The organism is Nocardia beijingensis NBRC 16342, assembly GCF_001612785.1.
Taxonomy (GTDB): Bacteria; Actinomycetota; Actinomycetes; order Mycobacteriales; family Mycobacteriaceae; genus Nocardia; species Nocardia beijingensis.
In genome coordinates this window covers 1-14,728 of the sequence record NZ_BDBC01000025.1, presented here as the reverse complement: position 1 = coordinate 14,728, position 14,728 = coordinate 1, and the positions used below count along the sequence as shown (strand labels likewise).

At 69.7% G+C, this 14,728-nt stretch carries 15 protein-coding genes; 10 read left to right on the top strand and 5 right to left on the bottom strand.

The window, feature by feature from the left end; genetic code table 11:
• Positions 1-61 precede the first annotated feature (61 nt).
• The 6 genes from NB3_RS15960 to NB3_RS15935 all read left to right on the top strand — a co-directional run bounded on the left by NB3_RS15960 (position 62) and on the right by NB3_RS15935 (position 5,624).
• Positions 62-1,240 carry a Re/Si-specific NAD(P)(+) transhydrogenase subunit alpha gene (locus NB3_RS15960; RefSeq protein ID WP_244891926.1) on the top strand — a complete coding sequence of 393 codons (1,179 nt, stop codon included), beginning with the start codon at positions 62-64 and terminating at the stop codon, positions 1,238-1,240.
• Positions 1,240-1,557 carry an NAD(P) transhydrogenase subunit alpha part 2 gene (locus tag NB3_RS15955; protein ID WP_062971051.1) on the top strand — a complete coding sequence of 106 codons (318 nt, stop codon included), beginning with the start codon at positions 1,240-1,242 and terminating at the stop codon, positions 1,555-1,557. The genes NB3_RS15960 and NB3_RS15955 overlap by 1 nt, the downstream gene beginning before the upstream one ends.
• Positions 1,557-2,987 carry an NAD(P)(+) transhydrogenase (Re/Si-specific) subunit beta gene (locus tag NB3_RS15950; RefSeq protein WP_491565892.1) on the top strand — a complete coding sequence of 477 codons (1,431 nt, stop codon included), beginning with the start codon at positions 1,557-1,559 and terminating at the stop codon, positions 2,985-2,987. Before NB3_RS15955 ends, NB3_RS15950 begins: the two co-directional genes overlap by 1 nt.
• Before the next feature lie 127 nt (positions 2,988-3,114).
• Complete coding sequence (locus tag NB3_RS15945; protein ID WP_067803301.1) at positions 3,115-4,236, top strand: DUF5925 domain-containing protein; 1,122 nt, start codon at positions 3,115-3,117, stop codon at positions 4,234-4,236.
• Positions 4,237-4,698: 462 nt separating this feature from the next.
• Complete coding sequence (locus NB3_RS34135; RefSeq protein WP_084486281.1) at positions 4,699-5,148, top strand: LppU/SCO3897 family protein; 450 nt, start codon at positions 4,699-4,701, stop codon at positions 5,146-5,148.
• Between the two features lie 26 nt (positions 5,149-5,174).
• On the top strand, positions 5,175-5,624 hold the full coding sequence (locus NB3_RS15935) for a nitroreductase family deazaflavin-dependent oxidoreductase (RefSeq protein WP_067803298.1): 450 nt from the start codon (positions 5,175-5,177) through the stop codon (positions 5,622-5,624).
• Positions 5,625-5,629: 5 nt separating this feature from the next.
• On the opposite strand, the gene NB3_RS15930 is transcribed toward NB3_RS15935, so the two are convergent.
• Positions 5,630-6,976, bottom strand: coding sequence for an MFS transporter (locus NB3_RS15930; RefSeq protein WP_067803295.1), 1,347 nt, complete (start codon positions 6,974-6,976; stop codon positions 5,630-5,632).
• 299 nt (positions 6,977-7,275) lie between these two features.
• On the opposite strand from NB3_RS15930, the gene NB3_RS15925 reads away from it, so the two are divergent.
• Together NB3_RS15925 and NB3_RS15920 are read left to right on the top strand one after the other, a co-directional pair.
• Entirely contained in the window at positions 7,276-8,241 is a 966-nt protein-coding gene (locus tag NB3_RS15925; protein ID WP_067803292.1) for an AraC family transcriptional regulator, read from the top strand.
• Positions 8,242-8,299: 58 nt separating this feature from the next.
• Positions 8,300-8,722, top strand: a complete 423-nt coding sequence (locus NB3_RS15920; protein ID WP_244891925.1) for an acyl-CoA thioesterase — start codon at positions 8,300-8,302, stop codon at positions 8,720-8,722.
• Positions 8,723-8,731: 9 nt separating this feature from the next.
• Here the strand turns inward: NB3_RS15920 and NB3_RS15915 are convergent, their stop codons facing one another.
• The 3 genes from NB3_RS15915 to pdhA are packed head-to-tail and all read right to left on the bottom strand — an operon-like array spanning position 8,732 to position 12,236.
• The gene (locus NB3_RS15915) at positions 8,732-10,114 is read right to left on the bottom strand and encodes a dihydrolipoamide acetyltransferase family protein (protein ID WP_084486280.1); all 1,383 of its coding nucleotides are present in this window, start codon (positions 10,112-10,114) and stop codon (positions 8,732-8,734) included.
• Between the two features lie 29 nt (positions 10,115-10,143).
• Positions 10,144-11,127, bottom strand: coding sequence for an alpha-ketoacid dehydrogenase subunit beta (locus NB3_RS15910; RefSeq protein ID WP_067803285.1), 984 nt, complete (start codon positions 11,125-11,127; stop codon positions 10,144-10,146).
• Entirely contained in the window at positions 11,124-12,236 is a 1,113-nt protein-coding gene (gene pdhA, locus NB3_RS15905) for a pyruvate dehydrogenase (acetyl-transferring) E1 component subunit alpha (protein ID WP_067803282.1), read from the bottom strand. Before pdhA ends, NB3_RS15910 begins: the two co-directional genes overlap by 4 nt.
• A gap of 137 nt (positions 12,237-12,373) precedes the next feature.
• On the opposite strand from pdhA, the gene NB3_RS15900 reads away from it, so the two are divergent.
• Entirely contained in the window at positions 12,374-12,865 is a 492-nt protein-coding gene (locus tag NB3_RS15900) for an Lrp/AsnC family transcriptional regulator (protein ID WP_067803280.1), read from the top strand.
• A 144-nt stretch (positions 12,866-13,009) separates the two neighbouring features.
• Complete coding sequence (locus NB3_RS15895) at positions 13,010-13,816, top strand: SDR family oxidoreductase (protein WP_067803278.1); 807 nt, start codon at positions 13,010-13,012, stop codon at positions 13,814-13,816.
• A 167-nt stretch (positions 13,817-13,983) separates the two neighbouring features.
• Here NB3_RS15895 and NB3_RS15890 read toward each other — a convergent pair.
• The coding region (locus NB3_RS15890; RefSeq protein ID WP_174553211.1) for a benzoate/H(+) symporter BenE family transporter at positions 13,984-14,728 on the bottom strand (745 nt) is incomplete at its 5' end.

Below are 14,728 nucleotides of genomic sequence, written 5' to 3'. Positions count from 1 at the left end.
GTAACATCGCCCGGTCGTCTACCCGTTGCCTGAAGCTCAGTAAGAGAAGGAAGTCTGACAAGTGGAGACAACGCAGAGCGTAGGCGATCCATCGCCGCGCGGCGCGCGTGTCGGTGTCGTTCGCGAATCCAACGCGGGCGAGCGACGTGTCGCATTGGTGCCGAAGATCATCCCGAGCCTGTTGAAGCAGGGCGTCGAGGTCGTCGTGGAGTCCGGGGCCGGGAAGGGCGCGCTGATTCCCGACGAAGCCTATGTGGCGGCGGGCGCGTCGATCGGTGATCCGTGGTCGGCGGAGGTGGTGGTGAAGGTGGCTCCGCCCAGTGACGCCGAAGTCGCGAAACTGTCGTCGGGGCAGACGCTGATCGGGTTCCTCGCGCCGCGCAACGCCGACAATCAGATCGGCGCGCTGAAAGCGGCGGGGGTACAGGCGTTCGCGGTGGAGGCGATTCCGCGGATCTCGCGTGCGCAGGTGATGGACGCGCTGTCCTCGCAGGCGAACGTGGCCGGGTACAAGGCGGTGCTGTTGGCGGCCTCGGAGTCCACCCGCTTCTTCCCCATGCTGACCACGGCGGCGGGCACGGTGAAGCCCGCGACGGTGCTGGTGCTGGGCGTGGGTGTGGCCGGGTTGCAGGCGCTGGCGACCGCCAAGCGCCTCGGTGGCCGCACCACCGGTTACGACGTGCGTCCCGAGGTGGCCGATCAGGTGCGGTCGGTGGGTGCGCAGTGGCTGGATCTGGGTATCGACGCGGCCGGTGAGGGCGGGTATGCCCGCGAACTCACCGATGAGGAGAAGGCCAAGCAGCAGCAGGCGCTCGAGGACGCGATCAAGGGCTTCGACGTGGTGATCACCACCGCGCTGGTGCCGGGTCGCCCCGCGCCGCGACTGGTGACGGCCGCCGCGGTGGAGGGTATGAAGCCCGGCAGCGTGATCGTGGACCTGGCCGGTGAGACCGGCGGCAACTGCGAGCTGACCGAGCCGGGACAGACGGTGGTCAAGCACGAGGTGACCATCGCCTCGCCGTTGAACCTGCCCGCCACCATGCCCGAGCACGCTTCGGAGTTGTATTCGAAGAACATCGCGGCGCTGCTGGAGTTGATGCTCGTCGACGGCAAGCTCGCCCCCGATTTCGGCGACCAGGTGCTGGCGGATTCCTGCGTCACCCGCGAACCGGACGCGCCCGCAAGCGCGACCGAACCTGCGCAGGTGAAGGACGCGACCGAGGCGAAGGTGGAGAACTGATGTATACCGAATTGCTGGCGAATATCGCGATCCTGGTGCTGTCCGGGTTCGTCGGTTTCGCCGTGATCTCCAAGGTGCCCAACACCCTGCACACGCCGTTGATGTCGGGCACCAACGCCATCCACGGCATCGTGGTGCTCGGTGCGCTGGTCACCCTCGGCAATGTGCAGGATCCGTCGATCCTGACCCAGATCATCCTGTTCGTCGCGGTGGTGTTCGGAACCTTGAACGTGATCGGTGGTTTCGTGGTCACCGACCGCATGCTGGGCATGTTCAAGGGCAAGAAGCCCGCCGCCGCGCAGAAGGCCGGTGAGTGATGCACACCTTCGACAACGTGACCTATCTGGTCAACGGTCTCTACATCGTGTCGTTCTCGCTGTTCATCTACGGTCTGATGGGCTTGACCGGCCCGAAGACCGCGGTGCGCGGCAACTTGATCGCCGCGGTCGGCATGGTGATCGCGGTGATCGCGACGCTGATCTCGATCCGCCACACCAGCAACTGGATTCTCATCGTCGCAGGCCTGGTGGTCGGTGTCGTGCTGGGCGTGCCCCCGGCGAAATACACCAAGATGACCGCGATGCCGCAGTTGGTGGCCGCGTTCAACGGTGTCGGCGGCGGCACGGTCGCGCTCATCGCCTGGTCGGAATTCATCAATTCCCAGGGGTTCTCGCACTTCGACGAAGAGCCGACGGTGCACATCGTGATCGGGTCGCTGTTCGCGGCGATCATCGGTTCGGTGTCGTTCTGGGGCTCGCTGATCGCGTTCGGCAAGTTGCAGGAGATCCTGCCCGGCCGCCCGATCGGGATCGGCAAGTTGCAGCAGCCGCTGAACCTGTTGCTGCTGCTGGGCGCGATCGCCGCGGCGGTCGTGATCGGCGTCGGCGCCACCGGTGAGGGGGTGTCGCAGCTGTGGATGATCGCGGTTCTGGTGCTGGCGGGCGTGCTCGGGTTGATGGTCGTGCTGCCCATCGGCGGCGCGGACATGCCCGTGGTGATCTCGCTGCTCAACGCGCTGACCGGGTTGTCGGCCGCGGCGGCGGGTCTGGCGCTGAACAACACCGCGATGATCGTGGCGGGCATGATCGTCGGCGCGTCCGGCACCATCCTGACCAACCTGATGGCCAAGGCGATGAACCGGTCCATCCCGGCCATCGTCGCGGGCGGCTTCGGTGGCGGCGGCGCGGCTGTCGCCGGGGCTGGTGGTGAGCAGAAGCAGGCCAAGGCCACCTCCGCCGCGGACGCCGCGATCCAGATGGCCTACGCCAACCAGGTGATCGTCGTGCCCGGCTACGGCATGGCGGTCGCGCAGGCGCAGCACGCGGTCAAGGAGATGGCCTCGCTGCTGGAAGCTAAAGGCGTGGAGGTCAAATACGCCATCCACCCGGTGGCCGGTCGCATGCCGGGCCACATGAACGTCCTTTTGGCCGAGGCCGAGGTCTCCTACGACGCGCTCAAGGAAATGGACGACATCAACGGCGAATTCGGCCGCACCGACGTCGCCCTGGTGATCGGCGCCAACGACGTCACCAACCCCGCCGCCCGCGAGGACGCCTCCAGCCCGATCTACGGCATGCCCGTGCTCAACGTCGACCAGGCCAAGTCGGTGATCGTGCTCAAGCGCTCCATGAACAGTGGATTCGCCGGCATCGACAACCCGCTGTTCTACGCCGACCACACCTCCATGCTGTTCGGCGACGCCAAGAAGTCCGTCGGAGCAGTCACCGAGGAACTGAAGGCGCTGTAGGCGACGCGTTTCCGCGCAGTGCCCCCTCCGCCGTGGTGCGGAGGGGGCACTGTCGTAATTCGATGGACACCGTGCCACGCCGCCCCGGATCATTCTCGGAGTGTCCGCACGTCATGAGCCTCTTCGGTTGATCGGTCCCGGGGAGCCCTCGGCCGATCCGGCCGAGCGGCTGCCGTGGACCGTCGTAGTCGATTCCACCTACTCCATCCGCGACGCGATCGATGCCCTCGCGCTCGGTCCGTTCCTGCGCGGCGATCATCCGTGCGCGCGCACCGCGCATCTGGAACGAGTGCGGCCGGACGCGCCGCTGCGTCCGGGTCGCGGTCGCGTGGTGCGCACCGTGCGCGACAACGACAGCGCGGCCACGCTGGTCGTCGGCCCCGGCTGGTCGCTGCGGTCGGTGCGCTGGTCGGGCGGCTCGGCGATGGTCGAGGTCACCGCCGTCACCGAGACGCTCGCGGACGAACTGCTCGCCGAGGCGATCCGGGACGCGGCGGCGCCGCCCGAGGTGGGTGAGACCGTCGAGATGGGCTTCTGGCACATGCACACCCACGGTCCGCAGCGGCGCGCGCGCTCGATCACGGCTCCGGAGTGGGCATCGATCCGCGGCAACTACGCGGGGCCGGTCGCCACCGCGCTCGATCGCCTGATGTCGCTCACCGCCGACGACGTGCGCGGCAGGCTGGTGCTGCTGCACGGCCCGCCCGGCACCGGGAAGACCACCGCGCTGCGCGCGCTGGCGCGGGCCTGGGGCGGCTGGTGCCAGCTCGACTGCGTGCTCGATCCCGAGGTGATGTTCGGCAAGCCCGGCTATCTCATGGAGGTCGCCGCCGGTGTGGACAACACCGACGAGGGCGCGCCGCGCTGGCGGATGCTGGTTCTGGAGGACTGTGACGAGCTGATTCGCGGAGAGGCGAAGGAAGCGGCGGGCCAAGGACTCTCCCGGCTGCTGAACCTGACCGACGGCATGCTCGGCCAGGGCAGGGACGTGCTCGTCGCCATCACCACCAACGAGGACTTGTCCCGCCTGCATCCGGCCGTGACGCGGCCGGGCCGGTGCCTGGCGCGGATCGAGATCGGGCGGCTGTCCTCCGGCGAGTCGGCGGCGTGGCTGGAGCGGGAGCAGCCGGGCGCGGCCGCCGTGTTTCCGGACGGCGCGACCTTGGCCGAACTGGTCTCGGTGCGCGACGGCGAGGCGCGGATCGACGCCGTTGCCGTGGACGCGGTGAATCCGGGACTGTATCTGTGAACCCGCCGCAACGGCTTCGGTGCGCCGAAGCCGTTGCGCCGGTTGGCCTATCCGGTCCGGGGAGCCGGCTGGCATCCCGCACGGCGCTACCGGCGCCGATCGGCTAGATTCCATGGGTTCGCCCGTCGCCCCTGCGCGCACGGAACCAAGCGAGACCCGGGGAGGGGATCCATGACCACACCACCGAATCAACCGTATCCAGGCCAGCCCGGCTACCCGCAGCAGCCGCCTTCCGGTGCGCCACAAGGCTTTCCGGGGCAGCCGGGCCAGCCGCAGGGTTACCCGCAGCCCGGGTACCCCGGTCAGCCGCAGCCGGGCTTTCCGCCGTAGGGTGGTTTCCCGCAGCAGCCGGGTTACCCCGCTGGCGGGTTCCCGCCGCCGGGACCCCCGCCCCAGCAGAATCGCGGCGGGAGCGGTGTCGGCAAGATCCTCGGCATACTCGGCGTCGTCCTGGCGATCGGGTTGCTGGTCGTTGGCGCTCGCACCGTTTTCCGTTCGGACGGCGAGAAGATCGATATCGGTCAGTGCGCGAAGTTGTCCGGCACCACCGTCAAAGCCGAGTTCGCGACCAAGGACTGCTCCGATCCCGAAGCGAATTATGTGGTGGCGCAACGGCTCGACGGCGCGAACGCGAACTGCCCCACCAAGGACTACGCCAGCTATTACCAAACCGGCGGCGACGAGTACACGCTGTGCCTGCGGCTGAATGTCAAGGAGGGGGACTGCATCGACGGCGGCTTCCTCGGCGCGAGCACCAAGGTGGCCTGCGGCTCGACGGCGGACTTCAAGATCGGCCGGATCGTGCGCGGCACTGCCGACAAGTCGGCGTGCGGAGCGAAGGCGACCGAGAACGACACGATCGTCTACCCCAAGCCGGAGCCGATCACCCTGTGCCTGGTGGCCCCCAAGTAGCGGTCGATGAACGCTAGTCTGGAGCCATGACGAGCATCGGCGCGCGGTTGTTGCGGACCAGATGGTTCGTGCGCGCGCCGATCGCCGTGTTCCGGGCTCGGCTCGGCTTCCTGTTCGGTGGACGGCTACTGCTGCTGGAGCACACCGGCCGTCGCTCGGGTCGTCCGCGCTACGTGGTGCTGGAGACGGTGGCACGGCCGAACCCCGACCGCGCGGTCATCGCCTCCGGGTTCGGCGCACAGGCCCAGTGGTTCCGCAATCTCGCCGCCGATCCGCACTGTCACGTGAGCATCGGTGCGCGTCACCGGGTTTCGGCCGTGGCCCGGGTGCTGAGTTCCGAGGAGTCTGCCGCCGTTCTCGACGACTACCGGCGCACGCGCCCGCGGGCGTACCGGAACCTGAGCCGCATCATCGAGGAAGCCACGAGCACGGCGATCGACCGGGTGCCGATGGTCGAGCTGTCCTGGAGTTCGTGATCCGGTCAGCGTGCCTGCTCACGCGGCGTGGCGACGACGCCCGCGTACCCGCAGCACAGCAGTACGGCGAGCATCGGCACGACCATCGCCGTGGTCAGCGACACCACGGCGGTGAGCCAGCCGATGATCGTCGGCCCGGCGAGCAAGCCCAGGTAGCCCACGCTGAACACCCGCGACATATCGGTCGCGGCCGTGTGTGAGCCCAGATTCCCCGCCGAGCTAAAGATCTGCGGGACACCTCCGGCGAGTCCGAGCCCGGTCAAGGCCCAGCCGAACAGCGTCAGCGGTATCCACGGCGAGACCACGATGACGGCCAAGCCGATGGCCGCGAGGAGCGAGCCGTAGCGCACCACCGCGACCCCGCCGAAGGCGTGGTTCACCCGGTCGGCGCCGAAACGCCCGATCGTCATCGTGGTGGAGAAGGCGCCGAAGGCGAGCGCCGCGGTGGCCGCGTCGGCGCCGAGGTGTTCGCGCAGCTGCAAGGCGCTCCAGTCGGCGGCCACGCCTTCGGCCAGCAGCAGGGCGAAGGCGATAACGGCCAGCGCGAGCACCTTCCGGCTGCGTGCTCGGGCATCGAGGTGGGTCGGGGCATGGGAAACGGGCTCCTGCGGCTGTGTGACGGAGAGGGCGTCCGACCCGATCAGCTCGACGTCATGCCGGGATACAGCGCCCTGGGCTTGCGGCACTTTCGCGCCGTGGTCCGGGGCAGCTGGGTCGAGGCCGGTCCTGTGGACGGACGCGACGTCATGGGACTGCGGTGTTTCCGCGCCCGCCGCCGACTCCCGCAGCAACCGCGGCACCAGCGTGAGGGTCAGCGCGACGCAGCTCGTCGCGGCGACGACCAAGGTCACCCGCACGTCCGAGCCCGCCCGGAGCGCGGCGGCTCCGAGCAGTGAACCGAGCAGGCCCCCACCGGAGAACAACGCGTGGAAGGCGGCCATGATCGGGCGCCGGTAGGCCCGTTCCACATGCACCGCTTGGGTGTTCATCGACACGTCCAGCGCGCCGTTGCCGAAACCGAAGCAGGCCAGCGCGAGCGCCAAGGTGAACGGCCCGGTGGCGAAGCCGGGACCGACCACCGCGACCGATCCCAAGCACGCCGCGGCCCCCACCAGCGTCCTGCTGCCGAACCGATCGGCGAGCGGGCCGGCCAGCCGCATCCCGATGATGCCCGCGCCGGACATCAGCAGGATGAACATGCCCAGCGTCGATTTGGAGACCCCCGTGCGGTCGGTGACGACCGGGATGTGCACCACCCACATGGCGAGCAGGAAGCCGTTCAACCCGAAAACCGTGAACACCGCGGCACGCGCCACGCGGATCTGACGATCGACCGTCGGGCTCAACACCATTTCGACGGTACCGAGAAAACCTCCGGCACGGGCAGCCTCGCCCGCGGAATCGGTCCAGGGCGCCGTTGACCTGGTCGTGCGACCGTGCGGGACGCTCGCCATTGCGCGTCACGTCCGCGAGCGAGTTCTCTGCACTATGTGGAACGTGCGGAGCGGCCCGGCCATTCCGGATTCCGGAGGCCGCCAACACCCCGCTATTGGGCGCGATCCGCTCGCATCCCACCGCCTTGGGTGGTCCGTTGCGAGACGGAACTTGGCCGAACAGCACATGATCATGCTCGATCGTCTACTGTGGCGGCGTGGATGCGCTCGCCAGTCTGCTCGAAGGCCCTCGCGCTCGCGGCGCGTTCCTGATGTGTTCGCTGCTGAACCCGCCGTGGTCGCTGCGCATCCAGGACGAGGCTCCGCTGACCGTGCTGGCGATGATCCGTGGCGGCGCGTGGATCGTCACCGACGCGGGCGCGCCGCGGCAGCTCGGCGCGGGCGATGTGGCGATCTTCCGCGGGCCCGCGCCGTACACGGTGGCCGACGATCCGGCGACCGCACCACAGATCATCATCCACCCCGGTCAGGTGACGAAGACGCCGCAGGGCGAAATCCTCTGCGAGACCTTGAGTCTGGGTGTGCGGCAGTGGGGAACCGATCCTGCCGGAGCCACCCTCATGGTCACCGGAACCTACGAGTCCGCGGGCGCGGCCAGCCGTCGCCTGTTGCGCGCGCTCCCGCCGGTGCTGGTATTGCGGCGCGGCGAGTTCGACAGCAGAGTGCTCGACTTGCTGGTCGACGAGACGACCAAGGATGAGCCCGCGCAGAGCGCGGTGCTGGACCGTCTGCTGGATCTGGTGCTGATCGCCGCGCTGCGCGCCTGGTTCTCCCGCGACGACGCGCCCTCGTGGTACCACGCTTACGGCGACCCGCTGGTCGGGAAAGCCCTGCGCCTGTTGCAGCACAATCCGGCGCACGGGTGGACGGTCGCGGGCCTGGCCGAGGCGGTGGGGGTGTCGCGGGCCGCGCTGGCGCGCCGGTTCACCGACTTGGTGGGCGAACCGCCGATGGCGTTCCTCACCGAATGGCGGCTGGCGCTGGCCGCCGACCTGTTGCAGGAATCCGACGCCACCATCGAGGCCATCGCCCGTCAGGTCGGGTACGGCAGCGCCTTCGCGCTGAGCACCGCGTTCAAACGGCACTTCGGCGTCTCCCCGCGCGACCACCGGCACAGCCGAGTGCGGTCAGGCCCGGAGGAGGGAGCTCGCGTAGCCACGTAGGGCCCCACACGCGGCACGATCGTCACAGCGTGACCACCACTGAGCTATCGTCGGCCGGGTGACGCAGCAGTATCCGGTGCTCTGGCCGGTGCCGACCCGGTGGGCCGACAACGACCACTACGGGCACGTGAACAACGTGACCTACTACTCGTACTTCGACACCGCGGTCAACGCGTGGTTGATGCACGCCACCGGAACCGACATCCGCGAGCTGCCCGCGCTCGGCGTGGTCGCGCAGACCTCCTGCCAGTACCTGGGCTCGATCAGTTTCCCGGATCAGTTGCAGGTCGGCCTGCGCATCTCGCGGCTCGGCCGCTCCAGCATCACCTACGACCTGGCCATCTTCCGTGAGGCAGACGGCGCGCTCGAGCTGGCCGCCACCGGCGTCTTCGTGCACGTCTACGTGGACGCCGAGACCCGCAAGCCGGTCGAGATCCCCGAGGTCATCCGCACGGCCGCCGCCGCGCTCGTCACCGAATGACCTGGCGACTCAGACGCGGCTGAGCAGGGTGAGCGGGTCCTCCAGGAATCCCGCCACCGTGGCGAGGAAGCGGGCGGCGAGTTCGCCGTCGACCATGCGATGGTCGAAGCTGACGCCAAGGGTGGTGACCCACCGGACCGCGATCTCGTCGCGCACCACCCACGGCCGCTGACGGATCGAGCCGAGGCACAGGATCGCGGCCTCGCCCGGATTGACCAGCGGGACCCCCGCGTCCACGCCGAAGACGCCGACGTTGGTGATGGTGAACGTGCCGCCGCGCAGCTCGGCGGGCGTCGCGCCGCCCGCGCGCGCGGTGTCGGCCAGCCAGCTGATCTCCCTGGTCAGGTCGCGCAGGCTCAGGGTCTGCGCCTCTTTGATGTTCGGCACCAGCAGCCCGCGCTCGGTCGCCACCGCGATGCCCAGGTTGACGTAGTGCTTGGTGACGATCTCTTGAGCGGTTTCGTCCCAGCAGGCGTTCATGCCGGGGAAGTCGGCGAGCGCGGCCAGCGCCGCCTGCGCGACCAAGGGCAGCGGGGTCAGGGTGAGGTTCGCGAAGGACTTCGTGCCGCGCAGATGATCGAGTAGCTCCATCGAGGCGGTGCAGTCCACGGTGACGAACGTGCTCGCCTGCGGGATGGTGCGCGCGCTGGTGAGCATCGCCGCCGCGGTGCGTTTGCGGATGCCGCTGATCGGGGTGCGCTCCTCGCGAACGGACGGGCGGACCGGTCCGGCATCCGCGACGGCGGGCACGGTGGCCACGCGCGGCTGCGAGACGGGCACCGCGCCGCGCACGTCGTCGACCGTGACCGCGCCGCCGGGGCCGGAACCCGCGATGAACCACAGGTCCAGGCCGAGTTCGCGAGCCAGTTTCCGCGCGGCGGGCGTCGCCGCCGCCCGCGTCGCGCCGAGCGCGAGGTCCGACTGTCGCTGCGGTTCCTCCGCCACGCTGTCCGCATCGTCGGGCCGCGAAAGGCCGGGCTCCTCCGGCTGGCTATCCGTGCTTTCGGTTCGCGAAGCGCCGGACTGTGCCGGAGGACGCCGCCGGGACGTCGCCTCCGCCTCGGGACCGTAGCCGACCAGGACCGAAGTGCGGCCCGTTTCGCTCGCTGCCTCTTCGGCTCCCGCTGTTCGTATGCGAATGAGCGGCGCTCCGACCGCCACGGTGTCGCCCGGCTGCGCCAGCAGTTCGACCACCCGGCCCGCGAACGGCGACGGCAACGAGACGACCGCCTTGGCCGTCTCCACGTCGGCGATGGCCTGGTTCAGCTCGACCGTGTCGCCCACGGCCACCGCCCACGACACCAGTTCGGCGTCGGTCAGCCCTTCGCCGAGGTCCGGCAGCCGGAATTCCAGCACGGATGCCGGAAGATCCTGGTGGGCAGCGTTTTCCACGCGGCACCTCTCACTACGGCGAGCCCGCCTCACGCGGCGAGGGAACGGTCGACCGCGTCGAGAATGCGGTCGGGGTCGGGCAGATGGTGCTTCTCGAGCTTAGCCGGGGGGTAGGGGATGTCGAATCCGCCGACGCGCAGCACGGGCGCTTCCAGGTGGTAGAAGCAGCGCTCGGTGATCCGCGCGGCAATCTCGGCGCCGAGCCCGGCGAACACCGGAGCCTCGTGCGTGACGATCAGCCGCCCGGTCTTCGCGACCGACCGCTCGACGGTGTCGAAGTCGATCGGCGAGAGGCTGCGCAGATCGATCACCTCGAGTAAGTGTCCTTCTTCCGCCGCGATCTTCGCGGCCGTCAGCGCGGTCGCCACGGTCCCGCCGTAGGCGACGACGGTCGCGTCCGCACCCGTGACGCACACGCGCGCGCGATCCAGCGGCAGGCCGCCGTCGCGGTCGAGCGCGGCGAAATCGACGTCGGCCTTGTCCCAGTACCTGCGTTTGGGCTCGAAGAAGATCACCGGATCGTTCAGCGCGATGGCCGCTCGGATCATCGAGTACGCGTCGGCCGGGTTGCTCGGTGTCACGACACGCAGCCCGGCGGTGTGCGCGAAATACACCTCGGGCGATTCGGAGTGGTGCTCGACCGAACCGATCCCGCCGCCGAACGGGATGCGAATGGTCAACGGCGCGTGCACCTTTCCCTGGGTGCGGTAGTTGATCTTGGCGACGTGCGAGACGATCTGGTCGAAGGCGGGATAGACGAAGCCGTCGAACTGGATCTCGCACACCGGCCGGTAGCCGCGCAGCGCCATGCCGAAAGCGGTTCCCACGATGCCTGATTCGGCCAGTGGCGTATCAATGACGCGGTTGTCGCCGAAGTCCTTCTGCAACGTGTCGGTCACCCGGAACACCCCGCCGAGACGGCCGATGTCCTCGCCCATCAGCAAGACCTTCGGATCGTCCTCCAGCGCGCGGCGCAGGCCGGTGTTGAGCGCGGCGGCGAAGGTGGTGATCATCGCGGGACTCCTTCTCCTCGTGCGGAGGACCCGCCGGGATCGCCGGCCAGGTATTCCGCGTACGCCCGCCGCTGTTCGGTGATCAGCGGATGCGGGGCGGTGTAGACGTGGTCGAAAAGCTCGCTCGGCGCGGGATCGGGCATGTCGATGGTCGCGCGGCGCACCGCCGCGGCCACCGCGTCCGATCGCTCGGCGACCCGCGTGCCGAACGCGTCGTCCCAGTGGCCCTCACGTTCGAGCAGTCTGCGGATCCGGTCGATCGGATCGCGCCGCGCCCACTGCTCGGTCTCGGCGGCCGAACGGTAGCGGGTGGGATCGTCGGCCGTGGTGTGCGGGCCCATCCGGTAGGTGAGCGCCTCGATGAACGACGGGCCGCCGCCCGAACGCGCCCTGGCGATCGCCTGCCTGGTCACCGCGAGGACCGCGAGCACGTCGTTGCCGTCGACCTGCGTGCCGGGCATGCCGTAGCCGTACGCGCGCTGGGCGATCGGCGTCGCGCTCTGCACCCGCACCGGCGCGCTGATCGCCCACTGGTTGTTCTGGCAGAAGAACACCACCGGCGCGCTCCAGGTCGCGGCGAATCCGAGCGCTTCGGCCAGATCGCCCTGGCTGCTGGCGCCGTCGCCGAAGTACGCGATGGTGGCTATCTCCGCGCCGTCCAGGTGCGCCGCGAACGCGTAGCCGGTGGCGTGCAGGCCCTGCGAGCCGACGACGATGTTGGGGTTGGTCATGTTCACCGCGTGCGGATCCCAGCAATGATGTGCCGCACCGCGCCACAGCCGGGTGAGATCGGTGGGCGGCACGCCGCGGCAGTAGGCCACCGCCGTCTCGCGATAGCTGCAGAAGACGTAGTCGTCGGGATGCAGCGCGTGCGCGGAGCCGACCTGGGCGGCCTCCTGCCCGAGCATGGGCGCCCACAGGCCGAGCTGGCCTTGCCGTTGCAGGGCGGTGGCCTCGAGGTCGATGCGGCGGGCCACCACCATGTCCGCGTACAGCGCCCGCAACGCGTCCGGCCCGATGTCGGCGACCAGCGCGGCGTGCTCGCGATCGAGGACGCGGCGACCGTCCGGCTGCACCAGCTGCACCGGATACTCGGGTTTGCCCGGCATGGGTGGTCGCCTCCTCGACTGGTCGGATTGTGTCCTACCTCACAGCATCCACCCGAATGCGAACTGCGCAAGTGGTCGGCGGCGGCATGGGCAGAATGCTCAATTGCGACCCGCGTAGTGATGTCATACTGCGTGGTATGACCAGAGAAAGCGCTGGCGTGAGCCTGGACGCCACCGACGCCAGGCTGTTATTGGAGCTGGTCGCCAACCCGAGGGCGACGGGTGTCGAGCTGGCCACCCGGCTCGGCCTGTCCCGCAATACCGTGCAGGCCCGGTTGTCCCGCTGGGAGGCCGGTGGCGTGCTGGGCAGCTTCGAGCGGCGGGTCGAGCCGCGCGCGCTCGGCTATCCGCTCGCGGCGTTCGTCGCGGTGGTCGTCGACCAGCATCAGCTGGACGCGGTGGTGGACGAACTCGCCGAGGTGCCCGAGGTGACCGAGGTGTGCGGCATGACCGGACTCACCGATCTCACCGTGCGGGTCGTCGCGCGGGACGCCGACGACCTGTATCGCATCGCCGGGCAGATCCTCAAGATCCCCGGCGTCGAGCGGACGAACATGGCGCTGGTGATGCGCGAGCTGGTCGGTCCGCGCACCGCCCCGCTGCTGGAGCGCCTGGCGAATTCGGGCTGAATACCTCGACGTCGAGTCCGATCGAGAGTCCACGGATTCTCAGCCGGGCACGGGGTTTCCACTCCGCGCAGAAACGCCGCGCGACCGCTATCAGGTGATCGCGGTCTTCTCGGCGGGGGCCGGATCTGCCGCTAGGGTGCGGGAATGGAGATTTCGGGCAAAGTTGCCATCGTCACGGGGGCGGGCGCTGGGATCGGGGCGGCGTTGGCCGCCCGGCTGGTCGCCGCCGGTGCGCGCGTGGTGCTCGCGGACCTCGACGGCGAGAGCGCCGCGCGCGTCGCGGAGTCTCTGGGAGCGGACGCGGTAGCGGTCGGCGGGGACGTGGCCGACGAGGCGGTGATCCGCGCGTTGCTCGACCGCGCCGAGGCGGAGTTCGGGCCGGTCGACATGTACTTCGCGAACGCGGGCATCGGCGGCGGCGCGGGCCTGGACAGCACCGATGAGCAGTGGGCGGCGGCGCTGGAGGTCAACGTGATGGCCCACGTGCGCGCGGCGCGGCTGCTCGTGCCGGGGTGGCTGGCTCGCGGCGGTGGCTATTTCGTCGGCACGGCATCGGCGGCTGGATTGCTCACCCAGCTCGGTTCGGCCCCCTACGCGGTGTCCAAGCACGCGGCCGTCGGTTTCGCGGAATGGCTGTCGGTCACCTACGGCGACCGGGGAGTGCGGGTGAGCTGCGTCTGCCCGATGGGTGTGGATACGCGCCTGCTGCGCGGCGGCCTCGTTCCGCCGGAGCACGCCGCCGAAGCCGAACTCGCGGTGAAGGCCGTGACCAGCGCGGGCGCGGTGCTGACGCCGGCGGAGGTCGCCGACATCGTGCTCGCCGGGGTGGCCGACGAGCACTTCCTGATCCTGCCCCACCCCGAGGTGCTGAAGATGTACCGCCACAAGGGTTCCGACTACGACCGCTGGATCGACGGCATGCGCCGCTTCCAGGCCGCGCTGCGCGCCTGAGCGGCTGCCTCGCCTCCGCTCGGCCCGGCGCGGGCTGTCGACGGACTCCGTCCGGCTGTGTCCATGGGGCGGCTGCCTCGGCCTCGGCTCGGCCCGGCGCGGGCTGTCGACGGACTCCGTCCGGCTGTGTCCATGGGGCGGCTGCTTCGACCTCCGCTCGGCTGCACTTATTTCTGCTGCGGCAGCACCTTGCGCACCACGAGACCGGCGAGCAATGCCCAGAAGGCGGCGCCGATGTTCGCGAAGCCGACCCCGGAGGCGGCGATCAGGAAGGTCACCACGGCGGCCTCGCGGTGTTCGGAGCGCAGCGCCGCACCGAGGGCCGCGGCCAGGGTCGCCAGCAGGGCCAGGCCCGCGACGGTTTCCAGCGTTCCGGCCGGAGCGGTCGCGATCAGCGTGACCAAGGCGGCCGAGCCGAGCGCGAGCAGCAGGTACATCGCGCCCGTGGTGAACGCCGCGATCCAGCGCCGCTTCGGGTCCGGATGCGCCGTGGGAGCCGCCGACAGCGCGGCGCTGATGGCGGCGAGATTGATCGCGTGCCCGCCCGCGGGCGCGCCGACGATGGTGCCGAGCCCGGTGACCGTCATCGCGGCGCGCCACGGCACCTGGTAGTCGAACGAGGCCAGCACCGCGGTGCCGGGGATGTTCTGTGAGGCCATGGTGACGATGTAGAGCGGAATCGCCACACCGATCACCGCCTGCCAGCTCCACTGCGGCAGCGTCAGCTCCAGGTGCGGAACCATCGCGCCGACGTCGAGGCGCCGATGCTGCACGGCGATGCTGACCGCGGCGGCTACCGCGGCGGTGGCGAACGCCGCGATCACGGCCCAGCGCTGGGCATATCGTTGCAGCACCAGCCACACCAGGATCACCGGCGCGACCACCGCCGGACTGGTCTGTACCGCCCGCACC